We start from the raw sequence: 19,223 nt of genomic DNA, 5'->3' as shown, positions 1-19,223 counted from the left end.
ATGTTAATTACTAAACCTTACGAACAATATGTTAGCAATTTTACGGTTATAGGCTTTAGTGTAAAAACTAAAAATAGTGATGAAACAAACCTAAACACTGCTAAAATTCCTAACCTTTGGCAGCAATTTTATGCAAGCAATTTAGCTAATAAGGTGCCTACGTTTGGTGTGTACTCCGATTATGAATCCGATACACAAGGCGCATATACCATAACGGTTGGTATTGCTAAAAATCATCAAAAGCAAGATTATCCTAAGCAGGTTGTCATTAATGCTGGTAACTATTTAGTATTTAAAGCTATAGGCCCGTTACCAGCTGTAGTCATTAGTACTTGGCAATATATTTGGGAGTATTTTACTCTACACACTAGTTATCAGCGCAATTTTAAAAGTGATTTTGAACAATGTAATGGTTCTAATGAGATAGCTATCTATATTGGTATTCAATAGCAATAACTTAAAAGAATGCATAGCGAGCTTATACCAGTAAATTAGTGAGTATCATGATTAAGACTTTAGATATGGTTTAATATCCCTTTTTTTATAGGGATTGTTCATAAAGCTCTATGGGCAAATTATCTGGATCAAAGATAAAAGTAAATTGTTTATTGGTTATTTCATCGAGACGAATTGGCTCAGCTAGAATCCCTTTCTGGGCTAATTCTTTAATGACTTGCTCTAAATTATTAACTGCAAATGCTAAATGTCTAAGGCCTGTTGCTTCAGGTCTTGATAAACGTTTAGGTGGCGTTGGAAAAGAAAAAAGCTCAATAATATATTGGCCATTTAACGCTAAATCTAGCTTATAAGATTGGCGCTCTTCCCTATAGGTTTCTTTAATAACGGTTAAACCTAAAACATTGGTATAAAAGGCTTTAGATTGTAAGTAATCAGAGCAAATTATGGCAATATGATGAACATGCGTAAACATAAGGTTAATAATGAAATTGGCGATTTATTAAAATAAAGTATTAACAAATGAATAGCTACCTAATTTAGAGTTTAAATTCAAAAGCCTCTCTCCATTTAGCCTACGTCTTGTGGCTTGGCCACAGGATCCAGCGATTTAACTAGCTTACTGGATCCTGCGAACAAACAGTGCCGAATTAGATAACTCTTTAAGAAATGTTTTTAATGGCGGAGAGGCTATGTATAATGAACTCTCAGCTAAACTAACGTAATACTCAATAAGCTATTACGTTAGTTTCGGTCAATTATACCAGTATAATTTCTAGATTATAGTGGTACTTCAAGCTTTACAGGCTCATCAAAATTATTTTGAGCTTGTATAGTTTTTAACTCACCTTTAAATGCTTTTAAATAAGCATTTAGTGTTTTGTCATAACCCACTGTATCTGCATTAACCCTAGGTTTAAATTGTTGTAGCCCCTGGTTAACTAAAGAGATTAACTTATCATACTGGGTCGCATCCTCTTGATAAGCCTGATAACTTTGCTTCAAATGATTGATATACTCTTCCCGCTGTGCTTGTTCGCTTTTCCAACCAAAGCAGCTGAGAACGCTTGCAGCGATTGAGCCTATAAAATCTCTAAACCAGAAAGCTTGATGTCTTTGTACTAAATAGCTATCAAAGTAACCAGGTTCATTTGCTGTACCAATGTAAGTTTCACCAAGATTATTCCTTGCCTCCTGAAATATATTTTTTTCATCTAAACTAACAGGCTTAAACAGACTCGATGTTACATTTAAGGGCTTATCAACTAATTTATCGCCATTAAGCTGTTGTTGCCATTTGTGAATTTGTTCTTGCCATTGATGAATAGACGCTTCCAGTGCTGAATTAACAGGAGAAGCGCTAGTCTTTGAAAACAATTTAAATAATTCACTGTTTTCAAAGGCAACAATATCTTCATAAAGTTGCTTTCTATCTTTAGTATGGAATTTATACTGAGGCAGAGTATATTGATTATACCTCTCAACCAAACTTTGATAACCTTCCTTTATCTCATCAAAAATGAGTTGCAAAACTTGCGCTTTCTTAACATTATTAATCTGTGAAACGACCTCTTCAGATTGCTTCTTCTTAAATTTTTCAAGCAAAATACTTTGCTCAAATTTCATAATATTTCTATAGAATTCTAGCCTTTCCTCATTTTCATAGAACCGGCTTTTAGGATCACGAGGTGGAAGTTTAGCATAACTTAGAATTAAGCTATCATACTCAGCCTCAACTTCTAAAGTGAGCTGACTTAAGAAGTTTACGTTTTCTTCTGCATCTTGATTCCACTGGTGCTTGAATTCTTGAAGACGCTGCTGTAAGTCTTTAATATTAGTGAGTATATCTGTTAAAGATTGATCAACTTCTTCACTTTCAACTACTGCAATATTAGCTTTTTCAAGCCATAGTTTAGCATATTCATTTAATTGATGAATAGCTCGACCTAATTCAAAGCGTGGAGCAAGTCTCGTAATATTTTCTGTAGCAAGATGTTGGCATTTATCAAATAATTGTTCGTATTGAGTTACAAGCGGCTCAACTGTTGCCCTAATGCAGCTCAATTTTACTTGCTTACATTCTGCAACCACAGATTTAACTTCAGCAAACTTGGTTTTGACAACTGAATTTTGCAAGCTTGACGCTTCATTTTCTTCTAACTGATTAAGACGTAATTGGACTTTTGCAAGTTGTTCATCAATAAGTGCAAATGATTTAAGTCTTGCATTTTTATCTTCACTTGGTAAGGATTCTAATTGCTTCTTTAACGATAAAATTTCTAATTGTATCCAAGTAAGGCGCTGTAAAACTGTGGTAAATTTTTTGACTTGACTCTTTGTTGCCTCTATTTTTAGCTTTTGCTCATTAAGTGCCGAAAAATCATTTTGCGCCGCTTGTTTTAATTGTTGTAAATTATCAGGCATAGTAGCAATTTTACTAATCTTACTAATCTTACTTGCAAGGAGTTCAATCTCTTGCTGCCAGAGTTTCTCTAGTGCTTTAAATTGCCAAACCACATTCTGCTCTAATTCCGCACAACTTAACTCTTTATAACTAGTGCTATTGGTAAATGCTCGCTCAAAATCAATTGTTTCTAAATCATGTTTTGCTTGTTTAAAATTATCTATCGCTTGATTGCCATGAATAGTTGCATTAACTACAACATTTAAATCTTGAGCTACTTTATCTACAATTTCTGTGTACTTAGGCTCTAAAGTAGCTAATTTATCTGCAAGTATTGCTTGCTTGTGATTAGCCTCGGCCAATTTCACACAAAAAGTAGCTTTAGCCAATCTTTGTTTTAAAGGAAGCCTATCTTTTTTCCATTTAGTCATTGCTGCATTTTCTTCTTTTTCAAGAGCTTCTAATTTTTCTAAAGCTTTTATCTTTTTAACAGTTTGATATGGCCGCTGCAGTGCATATAAATTATCCTCTGGTAGTTTATCAGAGCCAGAATAAGTAACAGGTTTTCCATCCATCTCTACTGCAAGCTCTGCAGAAACTTGTTTTAATTTATCGTTAACAAGCTCGGCTATTTCACTCCAATCTTCATCAGCTTCCGTAGTTGAAAAGACAGTTGTACGATATGAGAACTGTTCCTTTAACCAAGTCCAATTGCTTTCTTCAGTAGCTTTCGCCCGCTCATAATAGTCATCAAGCCATTTAGAATTAAAATTCTTATCAACTTCTAGGTAACGTTTTAATTCTTCTTTAGGAATTTTAGCAGTAGGAATATAAATACTTTTATTATCATTAAGAATTTGCTGATATTGAGTTAATGCAGCTTTAGCCTTTATAAGAAATGTTTGTCGCTGATTAGCTTTTTCACTTAATATTTCTAAGGCATGATATTTGTCTTTATCAGCAGGTTGGCGTAAGTTCAACACTGCTAACGCATCAGAATATTTATCTGAGGCATTTGCTGTAGTACCTGAGTCATTGGCTGCAGGAGTTATCTCAATACCTAATATTTCTAAGGCATTAATATATTTATCACCTTCTTTAGAAGAGGCTAATTCTAGTGCAGTTAACGCATTAGTATATTTATCTGGGTCATTTGCTGTAGCGGTTATCTCAATACCTAATATTTGCTTGAAGTGTTCACTAACTTGTTGTTGGTAATTTTTCAACCAAGCATCATAACGTGTCATATACCCGGCATAAGCTGCTTTAGCAGCAACTTCCTGTGCTTGGGCTTCTTGTGATTGTTGAAAGGCTTCTCTAACACTTATAGTCATTGGAATACACCTAATTTTACGAAGTTTTTACTGAGAAATGCTTAAGGGTGCGATTATATAGCCCTTTCCTTAAGGGAAGATTAAGCAAAATACACTATGGTTTATATTTCAACTAAAAATAAGCGCAAATTAACTGGATATAGGACGTAAAACCCACAGTAGACTAGTATTAGCAGTATAAGTATTTAAATTAGGTAAAGGCTAAATCATTAAAAGGAGGTTGTGATGGCAATGAAGGCACTTGTATTTCATGACATTGGTGATATTCGCTTAGAAGAAATAAAAAAACCACGCATAGAAGATCAATACGATGCACTAGTTAAAGTCACAACTTCAGCTATTTGCGGCACTGACTTGCATTTTATTCGAGGCACTATGGGCCCTATGAAGTCTGGTACTGTATTAGGACATGAAGCAGTTGGTATTGTTGAAGCGATAGGAAGCGGGGTTAGAAATTTAAAAGAAGGTGATCGCGTAGTTATCCCTTCAACGATTGCTTGTGGCTATTGTGTTATGTGCCGTAAAGGCTGTTATTCTCAGTGTGATGTTGCCAACCCTAACGGGCCTGCAGCAGGAACCGCTTTTTATGGTGGCCCTAAAACCACGGGTCCATTTAATGGGTGTCAGGCAGAATATGTTCGTGTTCCATTTGCTAATAATAATTTAATTAAATTATCTGATACGATTTCAGATGATCAAGCGATTTTAGTATCTGATATTTTTCCAACTGCCTACTTTGCAGTAGATAATGCCCAAGCTAAACAAGGAGACGTTGTTGTTGTTTTAGGTTGTGGGCCAGTTGGACAATTTGCAATTGCCAGTAGTAAGTTACGTGGTGTTTCACGAATTTTTGCTATTGATGCTATTCCCTCTCGTTTAGAAATGGCACGCTTACAAGGTGCTGAATGTATTAATTTTAATAAAGAAGACCCTGTTGAAGTTATAGAAGATTTAACGAATGGTACGTTAGCTGATGTAGTAATTGATGCAGTAGGTATTGATGCCTTTGCGCCTAAACATGGGCCAGCTGCCAAAAAAGCAAGACAACAGCAAGCAGAATTTGAAAAAGAATTAATGCAACTTGCCCCCAATGCGTTAAGCCAAAATGAACATTGGGTACCAGGTAATGCGCCTAGCTATGCTTTAAGAGAAGGCGTACAACTGGCTGCTAAATGTGGTACGATTTCTATTGTTGGCGTTTATCCACCAAACTTTAAAGTCTATCCTATTGGTGAGGCAATGAATAAAAATTTAAAGATTGTCATGGGGAACTGTCCACATCGAGCTTATATACCGCAATTACTCGCCTTAATTGAAGATAAACGGATTGATCCTTTAACTGTTTTAACCCAAAAAGTTGATATTTGTAACGTATTAGATGCTTATGAACAATTTGACAAACGCGAAGCAGGTTGGATAAAAGTTGCCCTGCATTTACATGAATAATAGTTAAAGAGTAAGGCGGCCTCTGATGAGGCTCCTTACTTTTTTATTTTACATATATGAACCACGACCGCCAAGATTGCCAGCATTACCCCACTGACTCATATCAGGCCAATGATTTTTATCAAAACCTTGATCTTTATTTAATTTGTCTTTATCAATATTTAAAATAAAGCATTCTTCTGCTTCATTATAGCTAATACTTTTCCAAGGAAATGCAAAATATTCATCGCCAAACCCCATAAAACCGCCAAATGATAAAACAACATAGCGTGCTTGGCCACTGATTTTATCAAGCACAATTTCTTCTATTGTGCCTAAATCTTCTAAATTAGGCGATTTAACTTCTTTACCAAGAACATCAGCTGTTCTAACAATATTTTCTGAATGATTTTCCATCTTACTCTCCTTGTAATAAATAATTTTATAAGGTTATTTAACCTTTTTATATTTAACATCAATAGCTGCATATAAAAGCATAGCAATAACCTAGTAGGTATTCCATTTGCACACAGCTATTTAAGTATAGAGTTGATTTTATAAATAAAGAGAAAATTAACCTGCTTATTAACTTAAATTACCTAATTTCTAGTAATTTGCGTTAAAATAGTTTCTTTAAATGCAATAATTTTTTAAAACTAATAAGGAAAGTACCATGAAAAAAAAGGAAGGTTTAAGTCACGGATTTAATAGATTTGCTGCTATTACCTGTGATGCTGCAGGCAGCCCTTGGACTTTCTTAATTGCGTTATTATCAATTGTTGTCTGGACTATTACAGGACCTATCTTTCACTATTCTGATACTTGGCAATTAGTAGTTAATACTGGAACAAGTATTCTTACTTTTTTAATGGTTTTTTTAATTCAACACACACAAAACAGAGATACTAAAATCTTAAATTTAAAATTAAATGAACTAATTAAATCCAACCATAAAGCTAATAACTTTTCTATTGATTTAGATAAATTAGATGATGAAGAATTAAAAATTTTAGAAAAAGAATATAAAAAATTATGCAATAAGAAAACAGAACATTAAGTTCCTATGCTCTACTCTCCTGTTAAAATAAGGAAAACACCAAAAGCGTCAATTAAGGTTAATAAAAAAATTTTCAACGAGCCAGGTTCTTTAAGATAGAAAATAGAAAAAAGGAAGACAAATATAATAGACGTCGCCCGAAGCGCAAGTACTGATGATGTTTTCGTATAAGCAAATGCCCAAATAGCTACCGCATAGCCTATTCCAGCTAATAAACCAGCTAAAATATAACTATTATTCTGCCTCATTTCTTTAAAAAGGCGTAATCTATAGAGGATAAAAATAGGAATAAATAAAATTAATGCCTTAATAGTAAAAAGCCAACTTATATAGGCAATAATATTAGGTGCCTGACGTACACCAAATGTATCAATTAATGAATATAAAAAGATAAAAATAGTAGTTGCCAAAGCGTAAATAATTCCTAAAGTACTAATAGCTTCCTTATCTCTTTTGGCAAAGGTAAAACTTATAATACCAATAGAAAGTAACACTACCCCTAAATCTGCCATTAAGGATAAAGGATTTTTTAAAATAAAATGCCAAAAAAATAAAGATAATAAAGGAGGTATGCCAATAGCTAGAGGGTACACTCTATTTATTAAACCATGTCTATAAGAATTGCTTAGAAAAAGTATATATCCTGTCTGCACTATAGCACTCGCAAGGATATAGTAAAAACTTTGCAAAGTAATAGCGGGCCTTAGTAGCGCTAGGGGTAGCGCAATAATAAATTGTGGAATAACCATCAATGTTACAAATATCATTTGATCATTAGACTTTTTAACATTAATGTTCCAAAAAGCACTACCAATCGCAACAAGTAAAACAATTAAAAGGCTAAGTGTTTTTAACTCCATCAACCTTCCTTACTCCACACCCCTATATTTTATTATCGTACAAATTTTACAATTTAATTGATGAACTTATTCATTGGCTTATCTTACAGCCATTAATAAAGCCAAATTCCGCTTTTTATTGGTGTTAAGTAGTTAAAATTTTTTCTTTAACAATATCAACTTGTTGTTCGGTAGCTAGTAGGCCATTAATAATTAAATCAGCCTCTGCCCTAAAGGCGCTATCATCAAAAAGTGGTCTTGATTCATCGAGATAAAATTTAAGTTCATCTAACAATTCACTTTTTGATTTATGAATACTACTATAATCGCGAAGTAGCCAACGACACAATGAGACATCAAGTGGTGTATTGATATGTATCCAGGTATCAATATAAGTACCCGTTTGTTTATGAAAACGTCCTAAGGGCGCATCAAAAATAATAAAAGCTGTTGGCTTGATTAAAGTATTTAAGGCAGGATGTGCTACCAATTTACCTAATTTAAGCCTAGCGAGTGTTTCAGCAAGGCACTGGTAATTCCACTCACTATAATCTTGTCCTCGTTTATACCAAGCAATGTAATCTGGGGGGCTTACCGATAAATCATCAAAATCATCCCATGACAATAATGAAGCATGTAGATTTTTAGCAAGCGCTAAAGCTAAGGTAGATTTTCCAGCACCCATATTGCCACTAATACCAATAATGTAAGCCATAGTTTCATTAATTTAATGAGGAAATTTATAACCTCTATTATAATAATTTTTCTAATAAAGCTAGCGCTTAAATATGAAGACACTTACAAAAAATATCTTAGGAGCATTTGGCCTACAAGGAAGACAGTGGCTAGATGAGCTTTTTAAAGTTATAACCATATTAGCTAAAGACTGGTCATTATCTGATCTTCGCCCTGTTGAAAACATGACTTGGCATTATGTCGCTAAAGGGCAAATGAACCATAGTAAGCCCATTGTATTAAAAATTGGTTGCGATAAAAAAACCATTCAAGATGAATATCATGCTTTATCCCATTTTAATGGATATGGCTGTATTAAATTACTAGACTTTAACTTTACGTACAATGCATTGCTACTTGAACAAGCCACTCCCGGAGATTTATTAAAACAGACTGATACTTTAACATTTAACGAAAAAATAACGCACTACGCCAAAGTTATTAACCAGTTAGCAAATCATCCTTTACCGCAAAACCATCCATTTAAGTCTGTAAACTATTGGTTAAGAGCGCTTGATAAGCTAGCTCTGCCCATTTTTACACCACCTCTAATTGCTAAAGCACAAGAATTAAGAGCTAAACTTCTAAAAACTCAAAAAGCAGTTTATCTTTGTCATGGGGATCTTCACTTAGAAAATATTATTAATCAGCAAAATAGCTGGCTAGCTATTGATCCTAAAGGCATAATCGGTGAAATAGGTTTTGAAGCAGCAGCTTTTGACTTAATTAGTGAAGAAGAATTAAATAATAAAGAACTAAACTGTACAGAAATTATTTTAGAACGTGTAGCAATGCTTGCTAATAGCTTAAACATTGACTTTAATCGTTTACTATCATGGATATTTATTCGGGTAATGTTGTCTGCACAGTGGTTTGTAGAGGATGGAGGCGATCCAACTTTTATGTTGTCGCTGGCTAAACTTATTCACTCGTTACTATAAATAGTAGGTCGGACCAAGGCCTAATGGTACTGCCTTAAGGCTTTTTGACTCAATCGACATCTCTCAGCTCATCCATGGGATTAAGCTATCTCAGTCAAGGACTAGAACGCTGGATCCCGTGGACAAGCCACGGGAAGTAGGCTAGAGCTTTAAGGCAACGCCATTAGGCCTTGGCCCGACAGATAGCCAAACTTAATCTAGCTCTATAGTATAAGAATAAGAGCCAGTACCATCATACTTAGTACCTATATAACGAATTCCGCTGCAAGTTGCTTTAACCACAGGATGACTCATATAAGGGCCATCTTTAATATCTAAAATACACCAGTTGTAATTATCATAGGCAACTGTCACATGCGCATAACCACTACGGCAGGCAGGTGTATCCCGAAGTTCAAAGCTACGTGGGCTAATCACTTGCATAAAAAGTTCAGGTGAGGTGTTAGCCTCCACAATATAAATACCAGGATGCGTTGCATCGCTTAAACGAAAATAATCTTTATAGCCACAGAAGAAACTGGGGCTGGTTGACTGAGCATGTACTGCAGCTGATAAACCGCATACTAAAAGCATCGCTATTTTTTTCATAAATTCCTTACTCCTTTCACTTAACTTCTAAGCATGCCTATAATACCTCTCTAAGAGTAATAAACAAATAAGTTGTACATTTTTTTTTAACAAATTAAAAATTATTATGAATAAAACAATCATTTTGCTTATTGTTGCTTTCGTGATGTTTATGGAAGCTATAGACACAACTATTATCAATACTGCTATTCCAGTTATGGCGCAAAGTTTTAAAGTTAATCCTGTACACTTAAAACTTGCACTTATTAGCTATCTGCTTAGTCTGGCAATTTTTATTCCCATCAGTGGCTGGTTAGCGGATAAATTTGGCGCTAAAAATATTTTTATGACAGCCATTATTATTTTTACGCTAAGCTCCATTTGGTGTGGCTTTACCGATAATCTTTTCGAACTCATTATTGCACGCTTTATTCAAGGCTTAGGCGGCTCTATCACTATGCCAGTTGGCCGTCTAATTATTATTCGAACCTGCGAAAAACATGAATTAATTAGCAAACTAAGTATCGTGGTGATGATTGGTGCTATAGGTTTAATGTTAGGGCCTGTGCTTGGTGGCTTAATTAGTAATTATTTTTCTTGGCGTTGGATTTTTTGGGTAAATGCACCTATTGGCTTGGGCACTTTATTGTTAGCTAATTTTTTGTTACCTGCAATGCCAGCTCGTGTAGTACCCCAGTTAGACAAAATAGGCTTTATTTTATTTGGGAGTAGCTTAGCTCTATTAACCTATAGCTTTGCAAGCTTTAGTGAAACACGGCTATCAGATATACGCTCAATACTAACTATAAGCATGGCAATTGCACTATTGATACTTTATTCGTGGCATTCGCAAAATAAAGCACATCCTATTGTAAAAATTCATTTATTATCAATAAGAACCTTTCGCGTATCTATTATAGGAAATTTTATTTGCCGTATAGGTTTTGGCGGCATTCCTTTTCTGTTGCCATTGCTATTGCAAGTAAGTCTTAATTACTCACCACAAACCTCAGGCCTTTTGCTAGCACCAACTGCTTTAGGGGTTTTAATCGTTAAACCGATAGCGGTCTATATATTACGCCTTTTAGGCTATAAAAAAATTTTAATTTTAAACACTTTTCTGGTTGCAGCAGCGATTGCATCTTTTTCCTTTATTAACGAATATTCAACCATTTTAAATATTGCTATTTTAACCTTTTGTTATGGTTTTTTAATTTCATTACAATATACAAGCATGAATTCTATTGCCTATGCTAATGTCTTATCAGAAGACCTTAGTTCTGCTACCAGTATTATGAGCACTGTTCAACAATTATCACAAAGTTTTGGGGTTGCTATCGCCGCAATTTTATTAAATTTATTTCAAGTCTCTCACGCCGCAAATCCGCTGCTTACAGTAGAGACACTGCACTATACTTTTATCGCTATGGGGTGCATAACCTGTTTATCGCTATTAATTTTTGGTCAACTTAAAAAAGAAGATGGGCAAGAATTGATTCAAGCACCGACCTAATTTTAACTTACCCTCTAAAACTTCCGAAACTAGCTACTTGTTAATCTATAAAAATAGTTTGAATTAAATGGTGAAGGAGCAGCCGCCTTAAGGCTTCAAATTTTTCTAATGCATGATGAGCTTCTTCATACTCATTAAGGTTAGCTAAATCGACAATTTTATTGGCTAGCTTATGATACTTTTCATGCAATTTATATAATTGATTAAATGCTTTAGGATTTAGCCTTTGTTTATACTTAAGCAACCATTTATCAATTGCACAAGCACTTAAATTTAAATTTGGAAGCAATATTGTTTTATCTTTTAAATAACGAGGAATAGTTTGAAACTCCATATAGTGGTTAATAGCTATGATTAGGAGTTCATTAATTATTTTTTTCGATAGCTTATTTTTTCGCCAGGATGGATCAAGCTTCCAGTTTCTCAACCAATCTATAAGCTTATCAGCAGGCATAGCTTGAGCAATAGCAAACCCTTGTATTTTATTACAACCGAGATAGCTTAACAATTTCGCATGTAAAAGTGTCTCTACTCCTTCAGCAACTAATTCACGGCCCATCACTCGGCATAAATCAATAGTAGGTTTTAAGATAGCTAGGGCCTGTGGTTTAATTAAAGTATCTTGAATAAAACTTCGATCAAGCTTTATTTCAACAACATCTAATTCTTTAAGATAAGTTAAGGATGAATAGCTGGTTCCAAAATCATCTAGAGAAAAAATTATCCCCCTTGTTTGACACTCTCTAATAACTTTAGAAACAAGCTCTAAGTCAGCTATAGCTTCCGTTTCTAAAATTTCTAGCATAATCATTTTACTAGGCACATTAGGATAGTGAGCTAATACTGCATCAAGTTTTTTAATAAACTCCTTATCTTGTAATTGATAAGAACTGACATTTAAGCTAATAGGAATGTCTAAATTATACGAGATTAATACTTCAGCTTGTTGTAAAGCTTGATGAATGACCCAATGACCAAGCTCTAAAGAAATTGGATGATAATCAATGTGAAATAGAAACTGAGAAGCATTTAGTAAACCACGTTCAGGGTGCTCCCAACGCAGCAGTGCTTCAAACCCAATAACTTGACCTGTTTGAAAATTAACTTTAGGTTGATAATAGAGCTTCAGTTGATTTAAGCGAATAGCTTTCTGAATCGATTGAATGTATTTATTAAACTCAAGTGTTTCAATTTCAACTTGTGGGTCAAAAAAATCAAATTTATTAACGCCAACTTGTCTTGCCTTGTGTCGGGCAATTTCAGCTTGGTGAAGTAACTCTTCGGCACTAAAAGCAGCCTCTTTCGTATAAGCTGTTATACCAATAACACAATAAATTTTATAACTTTTTTCACTGACTTTGTAAGGTTTAGTAAGCATTTTAATAGTTTGCTTTGCAGTAGATGAAAAACTTTCTAGATTTTGATGCGTTAAATAAAGAATAATAAATTCGTTATAACCAATACGGGCTAAAAAGTTTATTTGCTTTGCAGAGCGACGAATACGCTCAACAACTTGTAAAATAATTTTATCCCGAGTTGGTAAATCGGTGCCGTAGGCAGAATTTTTAGACGAGCCAAATAGCCTAATACTAAAAACAATTAGATTTTTTTTCCCCAGAGGCGCCTTATTAATGTAGCGTTCAAGATAATGTGTTAAAAAAAATTTATTTGGTAGGCCCGTTACAACATCATAGTATTTAGCTCGTTTGAGTTGCTTTTCTTGATCTTTAATTAAGGTTAAGTCATGAAAGAAGCAGATATAATTAGTAATATCACCGTTTTCATCTTGGACTGAGGAGAGAGTCGTTAAAACAAGCGCTTTGTTATTGTGCTTTTCTTTCCCTGTTAATTCACCACTCCAATAACCTTGCCTAAGTAAAATACTCCATAAATTTTCATAAAAATCTCGGGTTTGCTTTCCAGAATGAAATATATTTGGATTTCTACCTAATACCTCCTGTTCACTAAAACCGGTTAATTTAAAAAAAGCTTGATTTGCTTGGATAATAATGCCTTTTTCATCAGTTATAACAATGCCTTCTGATGCTGCATTAACACCTTTAGAGGTAATATTTAATAGTTTATCTTTCTTTTTAAGTTCACTGATATCTACTAACGAAACAATCCAAGCAAATTGCCCCTGCCAAGCGCCCCGCTTAACTGTCATCTGAGCGATTAAAAGCTTACCATTGGACTTATATATTTCTATTTCTTGTGTTTCATTAGCTGATAAGGGATGGGTAAAGTACATACCAATAAGATCTGATGGTGCAAATCCAAATAGCGATGCTGCCGCCTCATTAGCATAAAGAATGATTCCACTTTTATCTATTATCACAACTCCTTGTGCTAGCGCTTCAATGAGCTGAGACCAATAAATTTCCTTTTTATTTATCATAAAAATTTGCTAGTTGGTTCTTCCAATATTTCGATTACTTTTTGATGATCTGCTAAATCTCCTATAATACGTCGTTGCGGCAAAGGCGCTTGTTTTATTAAAACTGGTGTAGCTAAAATTTTTTCTTTTTCTGCTAATTCATAATGCTTGCACAAATCGATTACTTCTACATTGCAAAGATCTTTTAAATCTGACGTGGCGCAAATTTCTTTAAGATTAGTAATGGCCCGCCTTGAAATCGGGCTATGACCTATTACATATAATTTTAGTATAATTTTAGCCATTATTAATCTCTTAAGACCTTATTTGCTTCTCTTTGAGTTTTCACCTGCTCTTGTTCATTAACTAATCTCTTTTGTTTACGTAAAAGCTTATTTTTCTTCGCAAGATAATTTAATTCGTTAATTTTTCTTTGGGCGGCTAGCTCATTGTCTAGTGCTTTTAATTCATCATCTAATTGTTTTATCGCTTGACGGCGGCAAATATCTTGTTGTTTGTCTTTTAAAATCCAAGCAGATTTTTGGGAACCAAAAATCATTTCTCCATCGCCTATATAAGGCGCTTCAATAGTAAGACCTGTATCATCTATTATAAATTCTTTAATTTGATTAGAAGTTTTAATTCCGCGTGATTTAGCGATATAAAGTAAACGATTAAACTCACCATTATTGGCTACTTGCGATAAACGCAGCCAGGTTGTTGTTAAACTTGATAAACCAAGCTCACTATATCCCTTCATATCATCAGGTAACAATTCAGTAAATAGTAAGGTCTTGTTTAGCGAAGTCATATGAGCAATGAAACGAATAAATAAATTTTTAACATTCATTCTAGTACCTAAGTCTAAAAGAGCTGAGATGGGATCAAGTATTAATACACTAGCCTGGTGATGATCAACTAGCTCAATTAAAGTAATAATATGATCCTCTAGACCCATCTCAACCGAGCGCCTAGCAAGAATAGTTAACTTTTTGTCTTTAATTAAGGGAGCTAAATCTAAATTTAGAGAACGCATATGCGAAATAATATCCTTAGGTGATTCTTCAAAAGAGACTAATAATACCTTTTGCCCTTGAGATGCTGCCGCATAGGCAAAATGGGCAGCGAAAATACTTTTTGCTGTGCCTGACTTACCACTAATCATAATAGAGCTACCCACCTGATAACCTTTATTACCAAACATCTTATCTAAGTCTTTAATTCCTGTGCTTAGGTATTGTCTAGAAGTGTAAGTATCTAGTTTCGTTTCAGTAATGGGAAGTAGCGATATCCCATTTTGAACAATTGAAAAGGGATATTCATTGGTGCCGTGTGCTGAGCTACGTAATTTTACTACCCGTAGATAGCGGGTCATTAAATTATTGGTAATTGCTTGTTTTAACTCAATAATACAGTCAACAATATACTCTTCATAAAAATCTGTTTTACAAATTTCTGCATGTCCAGCAATGGTTGCTAAAAAAGTTAATCTTTCCTGTTTTATCCATTGAAATAATCTTAAAATTTCGACGGAGAAATTATCTTCATGCGTTAATCCTAAAAATAAGGAGTGTAACGAATCAAGGATTAAAACATCGCTATTAAATTTTTGTTTCGCTCTTGCTATGCGCAACAAAACTATATTTAAATCGAATTCACCAACGATCTCATCAAAAGTGGGGGTAAAATCAAGGATAATTAATTTATTTTTACGCTGTAATTGAGTACCATTTAAGCCGAAGCTATCCATATGTAATAGAATCTGCTCAGGCTTTTCATCACAGGTTATATAAATAACATTTTTTCCTGCTTTAATTTGGGCATAAGCAAAAAGTAAGGTAAAAATGGTTTTCCCTGTTCCAGGGCTACCTTTAAGCAGAGTCGATTGACCCTTTATATACCCGCCCTGTAAGATTTTATCTAGGCCAATAATCCCTGTACTAGTTTTTTTAATGCTCACCGCACACTCCTCTTCCATTTATTAAGTATGCCTAGCACTATTAATAATAGTTCTCATTACAAGTAATAATAGCTCTTATTACAAGTAATAGCCCGTATTACAAGAAAATTACTAATTATTTAAAATAAAAACACTTATTCATTGCCCAGTATTAAAATAATAAATTTACTAATATATTATTTTTCGCTTTAATGATTAGCTGGGAATTTTTTGATTAAAATCATGAGGTTAATTTACTTATGTAGTGATGATTATTTTACAAAATATTAAGCGTGTCTTGAGATATTTTGCTAATTAAACCTCTATAAATTATAAAATTTTAAGGCTATAGCCCAAGATCACGCTTGGGCCATTAACAAGTACTACTTACTTCTACCTTCATGAGAGTGCTTACCACCCTTAGCTTTAGCTGATTTTGATAAATTAGAGCTGCTAGATTTGCTTTGACCGCCGTGAGAATGTTCGCCACCTTTCTTGCGAGCATCTTGAGATAAATTAGAACCACGGCCGCTACCTTGCTGATTAGCCATAATAATCTCCTTATTAATAAATTAGCTATTAGACCTCTTTCCAAACTGAAGGTTAGTACATAACATACTATTTTTCCAATAATCGTTTATTTTAATATTTAGCTATAATTTTCAAGACAATACTTTACTTATTAGCTCATTTATATTAGAACTAAAATCTTTTAATAACCGAGGAGCTTAAAGTGATGAATTTTAAACCAGGGAAGTTTTTTTTCTTTGCTTTTATGGTTCCAACTCTCACCTTTGCAGAAGTCATTACAGGCGAAGTGGTACGTATTATTGATGGCGATACATTAGTCGTATTAATTGATGGTAAGCTACAGGAAAAAGTTAGATTGGCAGAAATTGATGCACCTGAACGTAGCCAACCCTATGGTACTCGCTCAAGGCAGGCGTTAGCCGCACTTTGCTTTCGCAAGCAAGCAGTGCTTGATGTTCAAAAAAGAGACTTTTATGGCCGGTTGTTAGCTCATATCCAATGTAATGGCGTGGATGCCAGCACGGAACAAGTTCGAACAGGCATGGCTTGGGTTTATAATCGCTATGCTCATGATAAAAATCTCTATACGCTACAAGAAGAAGCTAAAAAAAATATGGTAGGCTTATGGGCAGATCTTTATGCTTTTCCACCTTGGCTATACAGAAGGCGCTAAGTCGTTTTCTATAAATAATAAAGGAGGATCTAGCACTAGCGTAAAAGCGCTAGCCAACTACTAGGCAGCAATTATATTATCTAAGCTATAAAACAGCCAGATGAGTATAAAAATGAAAGAAATTATTTTAGCTACGACTAATTCAGGAAAAATTATTGAATTACAAGCCTTACTCTCGCCAATTTCTTGTATAAGTCAAAGCAGTTTAGAAATAGAATCTATTGCTGAAACTGGGCTAAGTTTTTTTGAAAATGCTCTTTTAAAAGCCAGACATGTTAGTCAAGCCACTAATAAACCAGCTTTAGCAGATGATTCAGGCTTAGTGGTACCCGTGTTACAAGGAGAGCCAGGTATTTATTCGGCTCGTTATGCAGGAGAACAAGCTAGCTCTGCGCAAAATATGCATTTACTTTTAAAAAAACTAGCGAAAATTCCTGATGATCATCGGCAAGCTTTTTTTTACTGTGCTATTGTTCTAGTACAATACCCAACCGACCCTACGCCCTTAATCGCTTTCGGTCGTTGGTTTGGTAAAATTGCTCATGAGCCAGCTGGCGAGCAAGGGTTTGGTTATGACCCAATTTTCTATTTACCTGAGTATCAATGCACGGTGGCTCAATTACCTGCTAATATAAAAAATGAGCATAGCCATCGCGCACAAGCATTAGCACAACTCAAATTGCAGTTTGAATTATTATGACTTCCGAAAATGAATTATTTACAAAAGCTAATCAACTTCATCAAAATAATCAATTGCCTGAGGCAATTGATTTATATGAAACGATTCTTAAGCAAAATCCAGAACATGTTCAAAGTCTACATTTTCTAGCTTTAGCTCAAGCCGAACTTGGTGATTTAATACAGGCAGTAACCTATTTTAAAAAAGCATTACAGTTAGATGCCAATAATCCTATTTTATATAATAATTTAGCCAATACCTATAAAAAAAATCATCAATTTGATGAAGCTATTTGTAATTATCAAAAAGCGATTACGTTAGAGCCTACCTATGCTCAAGCTCATAATAATTTAGCAAGTACTTATGCAGTTTTAGGGCAACATCAGCAAGCCCTTGCTCACTATCATCATGCACTTAAAAACGCTCCAGATTTTGCCGCAGCTCATTTTAATTTAGGTTTATTGTTTATTAGTCAAAATAAACTAGATGAGGCCCGTATTCAATTTCAAAATGTTCTCGCTTTAAATCCTAAGCATTTAGAAGCAATGTTTTATCTAGGTGTTTTAGCTTTAGAAGCTAATCAGTTGACTGAGGCTGAACAAGCTTTTCAACAAGTAATATCAGAAAATAGTAACCATGTTGAAGCGTTAACGAACCTCGGCGTTATTGCCCTTAAACGCGAGCAGGGACAATTAAGTGTGGATTATTTTAGTAAAGCGTTAGCTCTAGATAATGAACATATTGAAGCACGTAATAATTTAGCTGCTACCTTTATGCATTATGACCGCTTTGAGAATGCTTTAATGCATTATGACTATTTGTTACAAAAGGACCCCACCAATATTGAATATCTTTATAATAGTGGGGTGGCACAAATGGCACTAGGCCATTTAAATGAAGCTATTAATCACTTTGAGCATTTACTAAACGAGCAACATGATCATTTTGCTGCCTTAAATAACCTTGCTGCTATTTATATGCGCCTAAATGACAAAGAAAAAGCAAAAGTCCTACTTACGCAAGCATTAGCTGTTAATCCTAATGATAAAACTAGTAAACACATGTTAAATGCAATTGCAGGCTCCACTGAGCAAGCTGAAACTTCTACGGAATATGCAGCAAACTTATTTAATAATTATGCTCTTTATTATGATCAGCATGTACAAAAGCACTTAAAGTACTCCCTTCCCAATCAAATCTTAAATTTACTTGAGGAATTAAAGATTTCTCATTGTGAAAAAACACTAGATTTAGGTTGTGGTACTGGCTTAACTGGCCAAGTATTACGTGATAGTACCCAACAACTTATTGGCGTAGATATTGCTAAAAAAATGCTTGACTGGGCACGTCCTAAAGGTATTTATGATAATCTTATTGAAGCAGAGGCTCTTACTTACTTAACGAATAATAAAGAATTATATAATTTAATTGTTGCAGCTGATGTCTTACCCTATTTTGGTGATCTATCCTCCTTATTTCAACAAATTTCTCAACACCTTGAAAATGAAGGCTATTTTATTTTTACTACAGAAATTAGTTCGATAATGCCTTGGCAACTACAAACAAGCGCTCGATTTAGTCACCACGAAAAATATCTTGAACAACTAGCTCATGCTAATTTATTTGAAATTAAAGCTAAAAAACAGATTATAGCGCGTCATCAAGATAGCTTGCCCTTACCTGTTTGGTTAGTAGCTTTACAAAAAAAAGCTTTTTCATTTTGAAAAACCAACTATTCGTTTTAATATCTAGC

18 protein-coding genes are annotated in these 19,223 nt (G+C 34.3%); 8 read left to right on the top strand and 10 right to left on the bottom strand.

What is annotated here, in order from left to right:
• Complete coding sequence (locus ACNVED_RS02345) at positions 1-450, top strand: GyrI-like domain-containing protein (RefSeq protein WP_419420154.1); 450 nt, start codon at positions 1-3, stop codon at positions 448-450.
• A gap of 91 nt (positions 451-541) precedes the next feature.
• Here ACNVED_RS02345 and ACNVED_RS02340 read toward each other — a convergent pair whose 3' ends face one another.
• Both ACNVED_RS02340 and ACNVED_RS02335 read right to left on the bottom strand, forming a co-directional pair.
• Positions 542-931: a VOC family protein gene (locus tag ACNVED_RS02340; RefSeq protein WP_419420153.1), complete on the bottom strand. Its 390-nt coding sequence runs from the start codon at positions 929-931 to the stop codon at positions 542-544.
• Between the two features lie 305 nt (positions 932-1,236).
• The gene (locus tag ACNVED_RS02335; RefSeq protein ID WP_419420152.1) at positions 1,237-4,194 is read right to left on the bottom strand and encodes a hypothetical protein; all 2,958 of its coding nucleotides are present in this window, start codon (positions 4,192-4,194) and stop codon (positions 1,237-1,239) included.
• Positions 4,195-4,419: 225 nt separating this feature from the next.
• On the opposite strand from ACNVED_RS02335, the gene ACNVED_RS02330 reads away from it, so the two are divergent.
• Entirely contained in the window at positions 4,420-5,640 is a 1,221-nt protein-coding gene (locus ACNVED_RS02330; protein ID WP_419420151.1) for a zinc-dependent alcohol dehydrogenase, read from the top strand.
• Between the two features lie 48 nt (positions 5,641-5,688).
• Here ACNVED_RS02330 and ACNVED_RS02325 read toward each other — a convergent pair whose 3' ends face one another.
• Complete coding sequence (locus tag ACNVED_RS02325) at positions 5,689-6,036, bottom strand: PRC-barrel domain-containing protein (protein ID WP_419420150.1); 348 nt, start codon at positions 6,034-6,036, stop codon at positions 5,689-5,691.
• A gap of 256 nt (positions 6,037-6,292) precedes the next feature.
• Between ACNVED_RS02325 and ACNVED_RS02320 the strand changes: the two genes are divergently transcribed.
• Positions 6,293-6,676 carry a low affinity iron permease family protein gene (locus ACNVED_RS02320; protein ID WP_419420149.1) on the top strand — a complete coding sequence of 128 codons (384 nt, stop codon included), beginning with the start codon at positions 6,293-6,295 and terminating at the stop codon, positions 6,674-6,676.
• A gap of 11 nt (positions 6,677-6,687) precedes the next feature.
• On the opposite strand, the gene ACNVED_RS02315 is transcribed toward ACNVED_RS02320, so the two are convergent.
• Complete coding sequence (locus ACNVED_RS02315; RefSeq protein WP_419420148.1) at positions 6,688-7,536, bottom strand: hypothetical protein; 849 nt, start codon at positions 7,534-7,536, stop codon at positions 6,688-6,690.
• A 124-nt stretch (positions 7,537-7,660) separates the two neighbouring features.
• Positions 7,661-8,230 (bottom strand): uridine kinase, encoded by a 570-nt coding sequence (locus ACNVED_RS02310; RefSeq protein ID WP_419420147.1) that lies wholly within the window; start codon positions 8,228-8,230, stop codon positions 7,661-7,663.
• Between the two features lie 73 nt (positions 8,231-8,303).
• Here ACNVED_RS02310 and ACNVED_RS02305 point away from each other — a divergent pair, with 73 nt between their 5' ends.
• Positions 8,304-9,191 (top strand): aminoglycoside phosphotransferase family protein, encoded by an 888-nt coding sequence (locus tag ACNVED_RS02305; protein WP_419420146.1) that lies wholly within the window; start codon positions 8,304-8,306, stop codon positions 9,189-9,191.
• Between the two features lie 192 nt (positions 9,192-9,383).
• Here ACNVED_RS02305 and ACNVED_RS02300 read toward each other — a convergent pair whose 3' ends face one another.
• Positions 9,384-9,779 (bottom strand): hypothetical protein, encoded by a 396-nt coding sequence (locus ACNVED_RS02300; protein ID WP_419420145.1) that lies wholly within the window; start codon positions 9,777-9,779, stop codon positions 9,384-9,386.
• 106 nt (positions 9,780-9,885) lie between these two features.
• On the opposite strand from ACNVED_RS02300, the gene ACNVED_RS02295 reads away from it, so the two are divergent.
• A complete protein-coding gene (locus ACNVED_RS02295) occupies positions 9,886-11,271 on the top strand; it encodes an MFS transporter (RefSeq protein ID WP_419420144.1) in 1,386 nt (461 codons plus the stop codon).
• Between the two features lie 40 nt (positions 11,272-11,311).
• Here the strand turns inward: ACNVED_RS02295 and ACNVED_RS02290 are convergent, their stop codons facing one another.
• The 4 genes from ACNVED_RS02290 to ACNVED_RS02275 form a co-directional block, all read right to left on the bottom strand.
• Complete coding sequence (locus ACNVED_RS02290) at positions 11,312-13,669, bottom strand: EAL domain-containing protein (protein ID WP_419420143.1); 2,358 nt, start codon at positions 13,667-13,669, stop codon at positions 11,312-11,314.
• Positions 13,666-13,953, bottom strand: a complete 288-nt coding sequence (locus ACNVED_RS02285) for a circadian clock KaiB family protein (RefSeq protein ID WP_419420142.1) — start codon at positions 13,951-13,953, stop codon at positions 13,666-13,668. The genes ACNVED_RS02290 and ACNVED_RS02285 overlap by 4 nt, the downstream gene beginning before the upstream one ends.
• 2 nt (positions 13,954-13,955) lie before the next feature.
• The gene (gene kaiC / locus ACNVED_RS02280) at positions 13,956-15,608 is read right to left on the bottom strand and encodes a circadian clock protein KaiC (RefSeq protein ID WP_419420141.1); all 1,653 of its coding nucleotides are present in this window, start codon (positions 15,606-15,608) and stop codon (positions 13,956-13,958) included.
• Between the two features lie 362 nt (positions 15,609-15,970).
• Positions 15,971-16,138 carry a hypothetical protein gene (locus ACNVED_RS02275; protein WP_419420140.1) on the bottom strand — a complete coding sequence of 56 codons (168 nt, stop codon included), beginning with the start codon at positions 16,136-16,138 and terminating at the stop codon, positions 15,971-15,973.
• A 185-nt stretch (positions 16,139-16,323) separates the two neighbouring features.
• On the opposite strand from ACNVED_RS02275, the gene ACNVED_RS02270 reads away from it, so the two are divergent.
• The 3 genes from ACNVED_RS02270 (at position 16,324) to ACNVED_RS02260 (ending at position 19,194) form a co-directional block, all read left to right on the top strand.
• Positions 16,324-16,791 carry a thermonuclease family protein gene (locus tag ACNVED_RS02270; protein ID WP_419421134.1) on the top strand — a complete coding sequence of 156 codons (468 nt, stop codon included), beginning with the start codon at positions 16,324-16,326 and terminating at the stop codon, positions 16,789-16,791.
• Between the two features lie 112 nt (positions 16,792-16,903).
• A complete protein-coding gene (gene rdgB / locus ACNVED_RS02265; RefSeq protein WP_419420139.1) occupies positions 16,904-17,491 on the top strand; it encodes an RdgB/HAM1 family non-canonical purine NTP pyrophosphatase in 588 nt (195 codons plus the stop codon).
• A complete protein-coding gene (locus ACNVED_RS02260) occupies positions 17,488-19,194 on the top strand; it encodes a tetratricopeptide repeat protein (RefSeq protein WP_419420138.1) in 1,707 nt (568 codons plus the stop codon). The genes rdgB and ACNVED_RS02260 overlap by 4 nt, the downstream gene beginning before the upstream one ends.
• Positions 19,195-19,223 lie beyond the last annotated feature (29 nt).

Source organism: Legionella sp. D16C41, assembly GCF_048541585.1.
Taxonomy (GTDB): Bacteria; Pseudomonadota; Gammaproteobacteria; order Legionellales; family Legionellaceae; genus Legionella_C.
The sequence above is the reverse complement of the archived record's forward strand: the minus strand, read 5'-3'. Positions and strand labels throughout refer to the sequence as shown.

Bases quoted from the DNA above. Each gene is read 5' to 3' on its own strand.
- ACNVED_RS02345 (WP_419420154.1), top strand. From the start codon at position 1: ATGTTAATTACTAAACCTTACGAACAATATGTTAGCAATTTTACGGTT.
- ACNVED_RS02340 (WP_419420153.1), bottom strand. From the start codon at position 931: ATGTTTACGCATGTTCATCATATTGCCATAATTTGCTCTGATTACTTA.
- ACNVED_RS02335 (WP_419420152.1), bottom strand. From the start codon at position 4,194: ATGACTATAAGTGTTAGAGAAGCCTTTCAACAATCACAAGAAGCCCAA.
- ACNVED_RS02330 (WP_419420151.1), top strand. From the start codon at position 4,420: ATGGCAATGAAGGCACTTGTATTTCATGACATTGGTGATATTCGCTTA.
- ACNVED_RS02325 (WP_419420150.1), bottom strand. From the start codon at position 6,036: ATGGAAAATCATTCAGAAAATATTGTTAGAACAGCTGATGTTCTTGGT.
- ACNVED_RS02320 (WP_419420149.1), top strand. From the start codon at position 6,293: ATGAAAAAAAAGGAAGGTTTAAGTCACGGATTTAATAGATTTGCTGCT.
- ACNVED_RS02315 (WP_419420148.1), bottom strand. From the start codon at position 7,536: ATGGAGTTAAAAACACTTAGCCTTTTAATTGTTTTACTTGTTGCGATT.
- ACNVED_RS02310 (WP_419420147.1), bottom strand. From the start codon at position 8,230: ATGGCTTACATTATTGGTATTAGTGGCAATATGGGTGCTGGAAAATCT.
- ACNVED_RS02305 (WP_419420146.1), top strand. From the start codon at position 8,304: ATGAAGACACTTACAAAAAATATCTTAGGAGCATTTGGCCTACAAGGA.
- ACNVED_RS02300 (WP_419420145.1), bottom strand. From the start codon at position 9,779: ATGAAAAAAATAGCGATGCTTTTAGTATGCGGTTTATCAGCTGCAGTA.
- ACNVED_RS02295 (WP_419420144.1), top strand. From the start codon at position 9,886: ATGAATAAAACAATCATTTTGCTTATTGTTGCTTTCGTGATGTTTATG.
- ACNVED_RS02290 (WP_419420143.1), bottom strand. From the start codon at position 13,669: ATGATAAATAAAAAGGAAATTTATTGGTCTCAGCTCATTGAAGCGCTA.
- ACNVED_RS02285 (WP_419420142.1), bottom strand. From the start codon at position 13,953: ATGGCTAAAATTATACTAAAATTATATGTAATAGGTCATAGCCCGATT.
- ACNVED_RS02275 (WP_419420140.1), bottom strand. From the start codon at position 16,138: ATGGCTAATCAGCAAGGTAGCGGCCGTGGTTCTAATTTATCTCAAGAT.
- ACNVED_RS02270 (WP_419421134.1), top strand. From the start codon at position 16,324: ATGAATTTTAAACCAGGGAAGTTTTTTTTCTTTGCTTTTATGGTTCCA.
- rdgB (WP_419420139.1), top strand. From the start codon at position 16,904: ATGAAAGAAATTATTTTAGCTACGACTAATTCAGGAAAAATTATTGAA.
- ACNVED_RS02260 (WP_419420138.1), top strand. From the start codon at position 17,488: ATGACTTCCGAAAATGAATTATTTACAAAAGCTAATCAACTTCATCAA.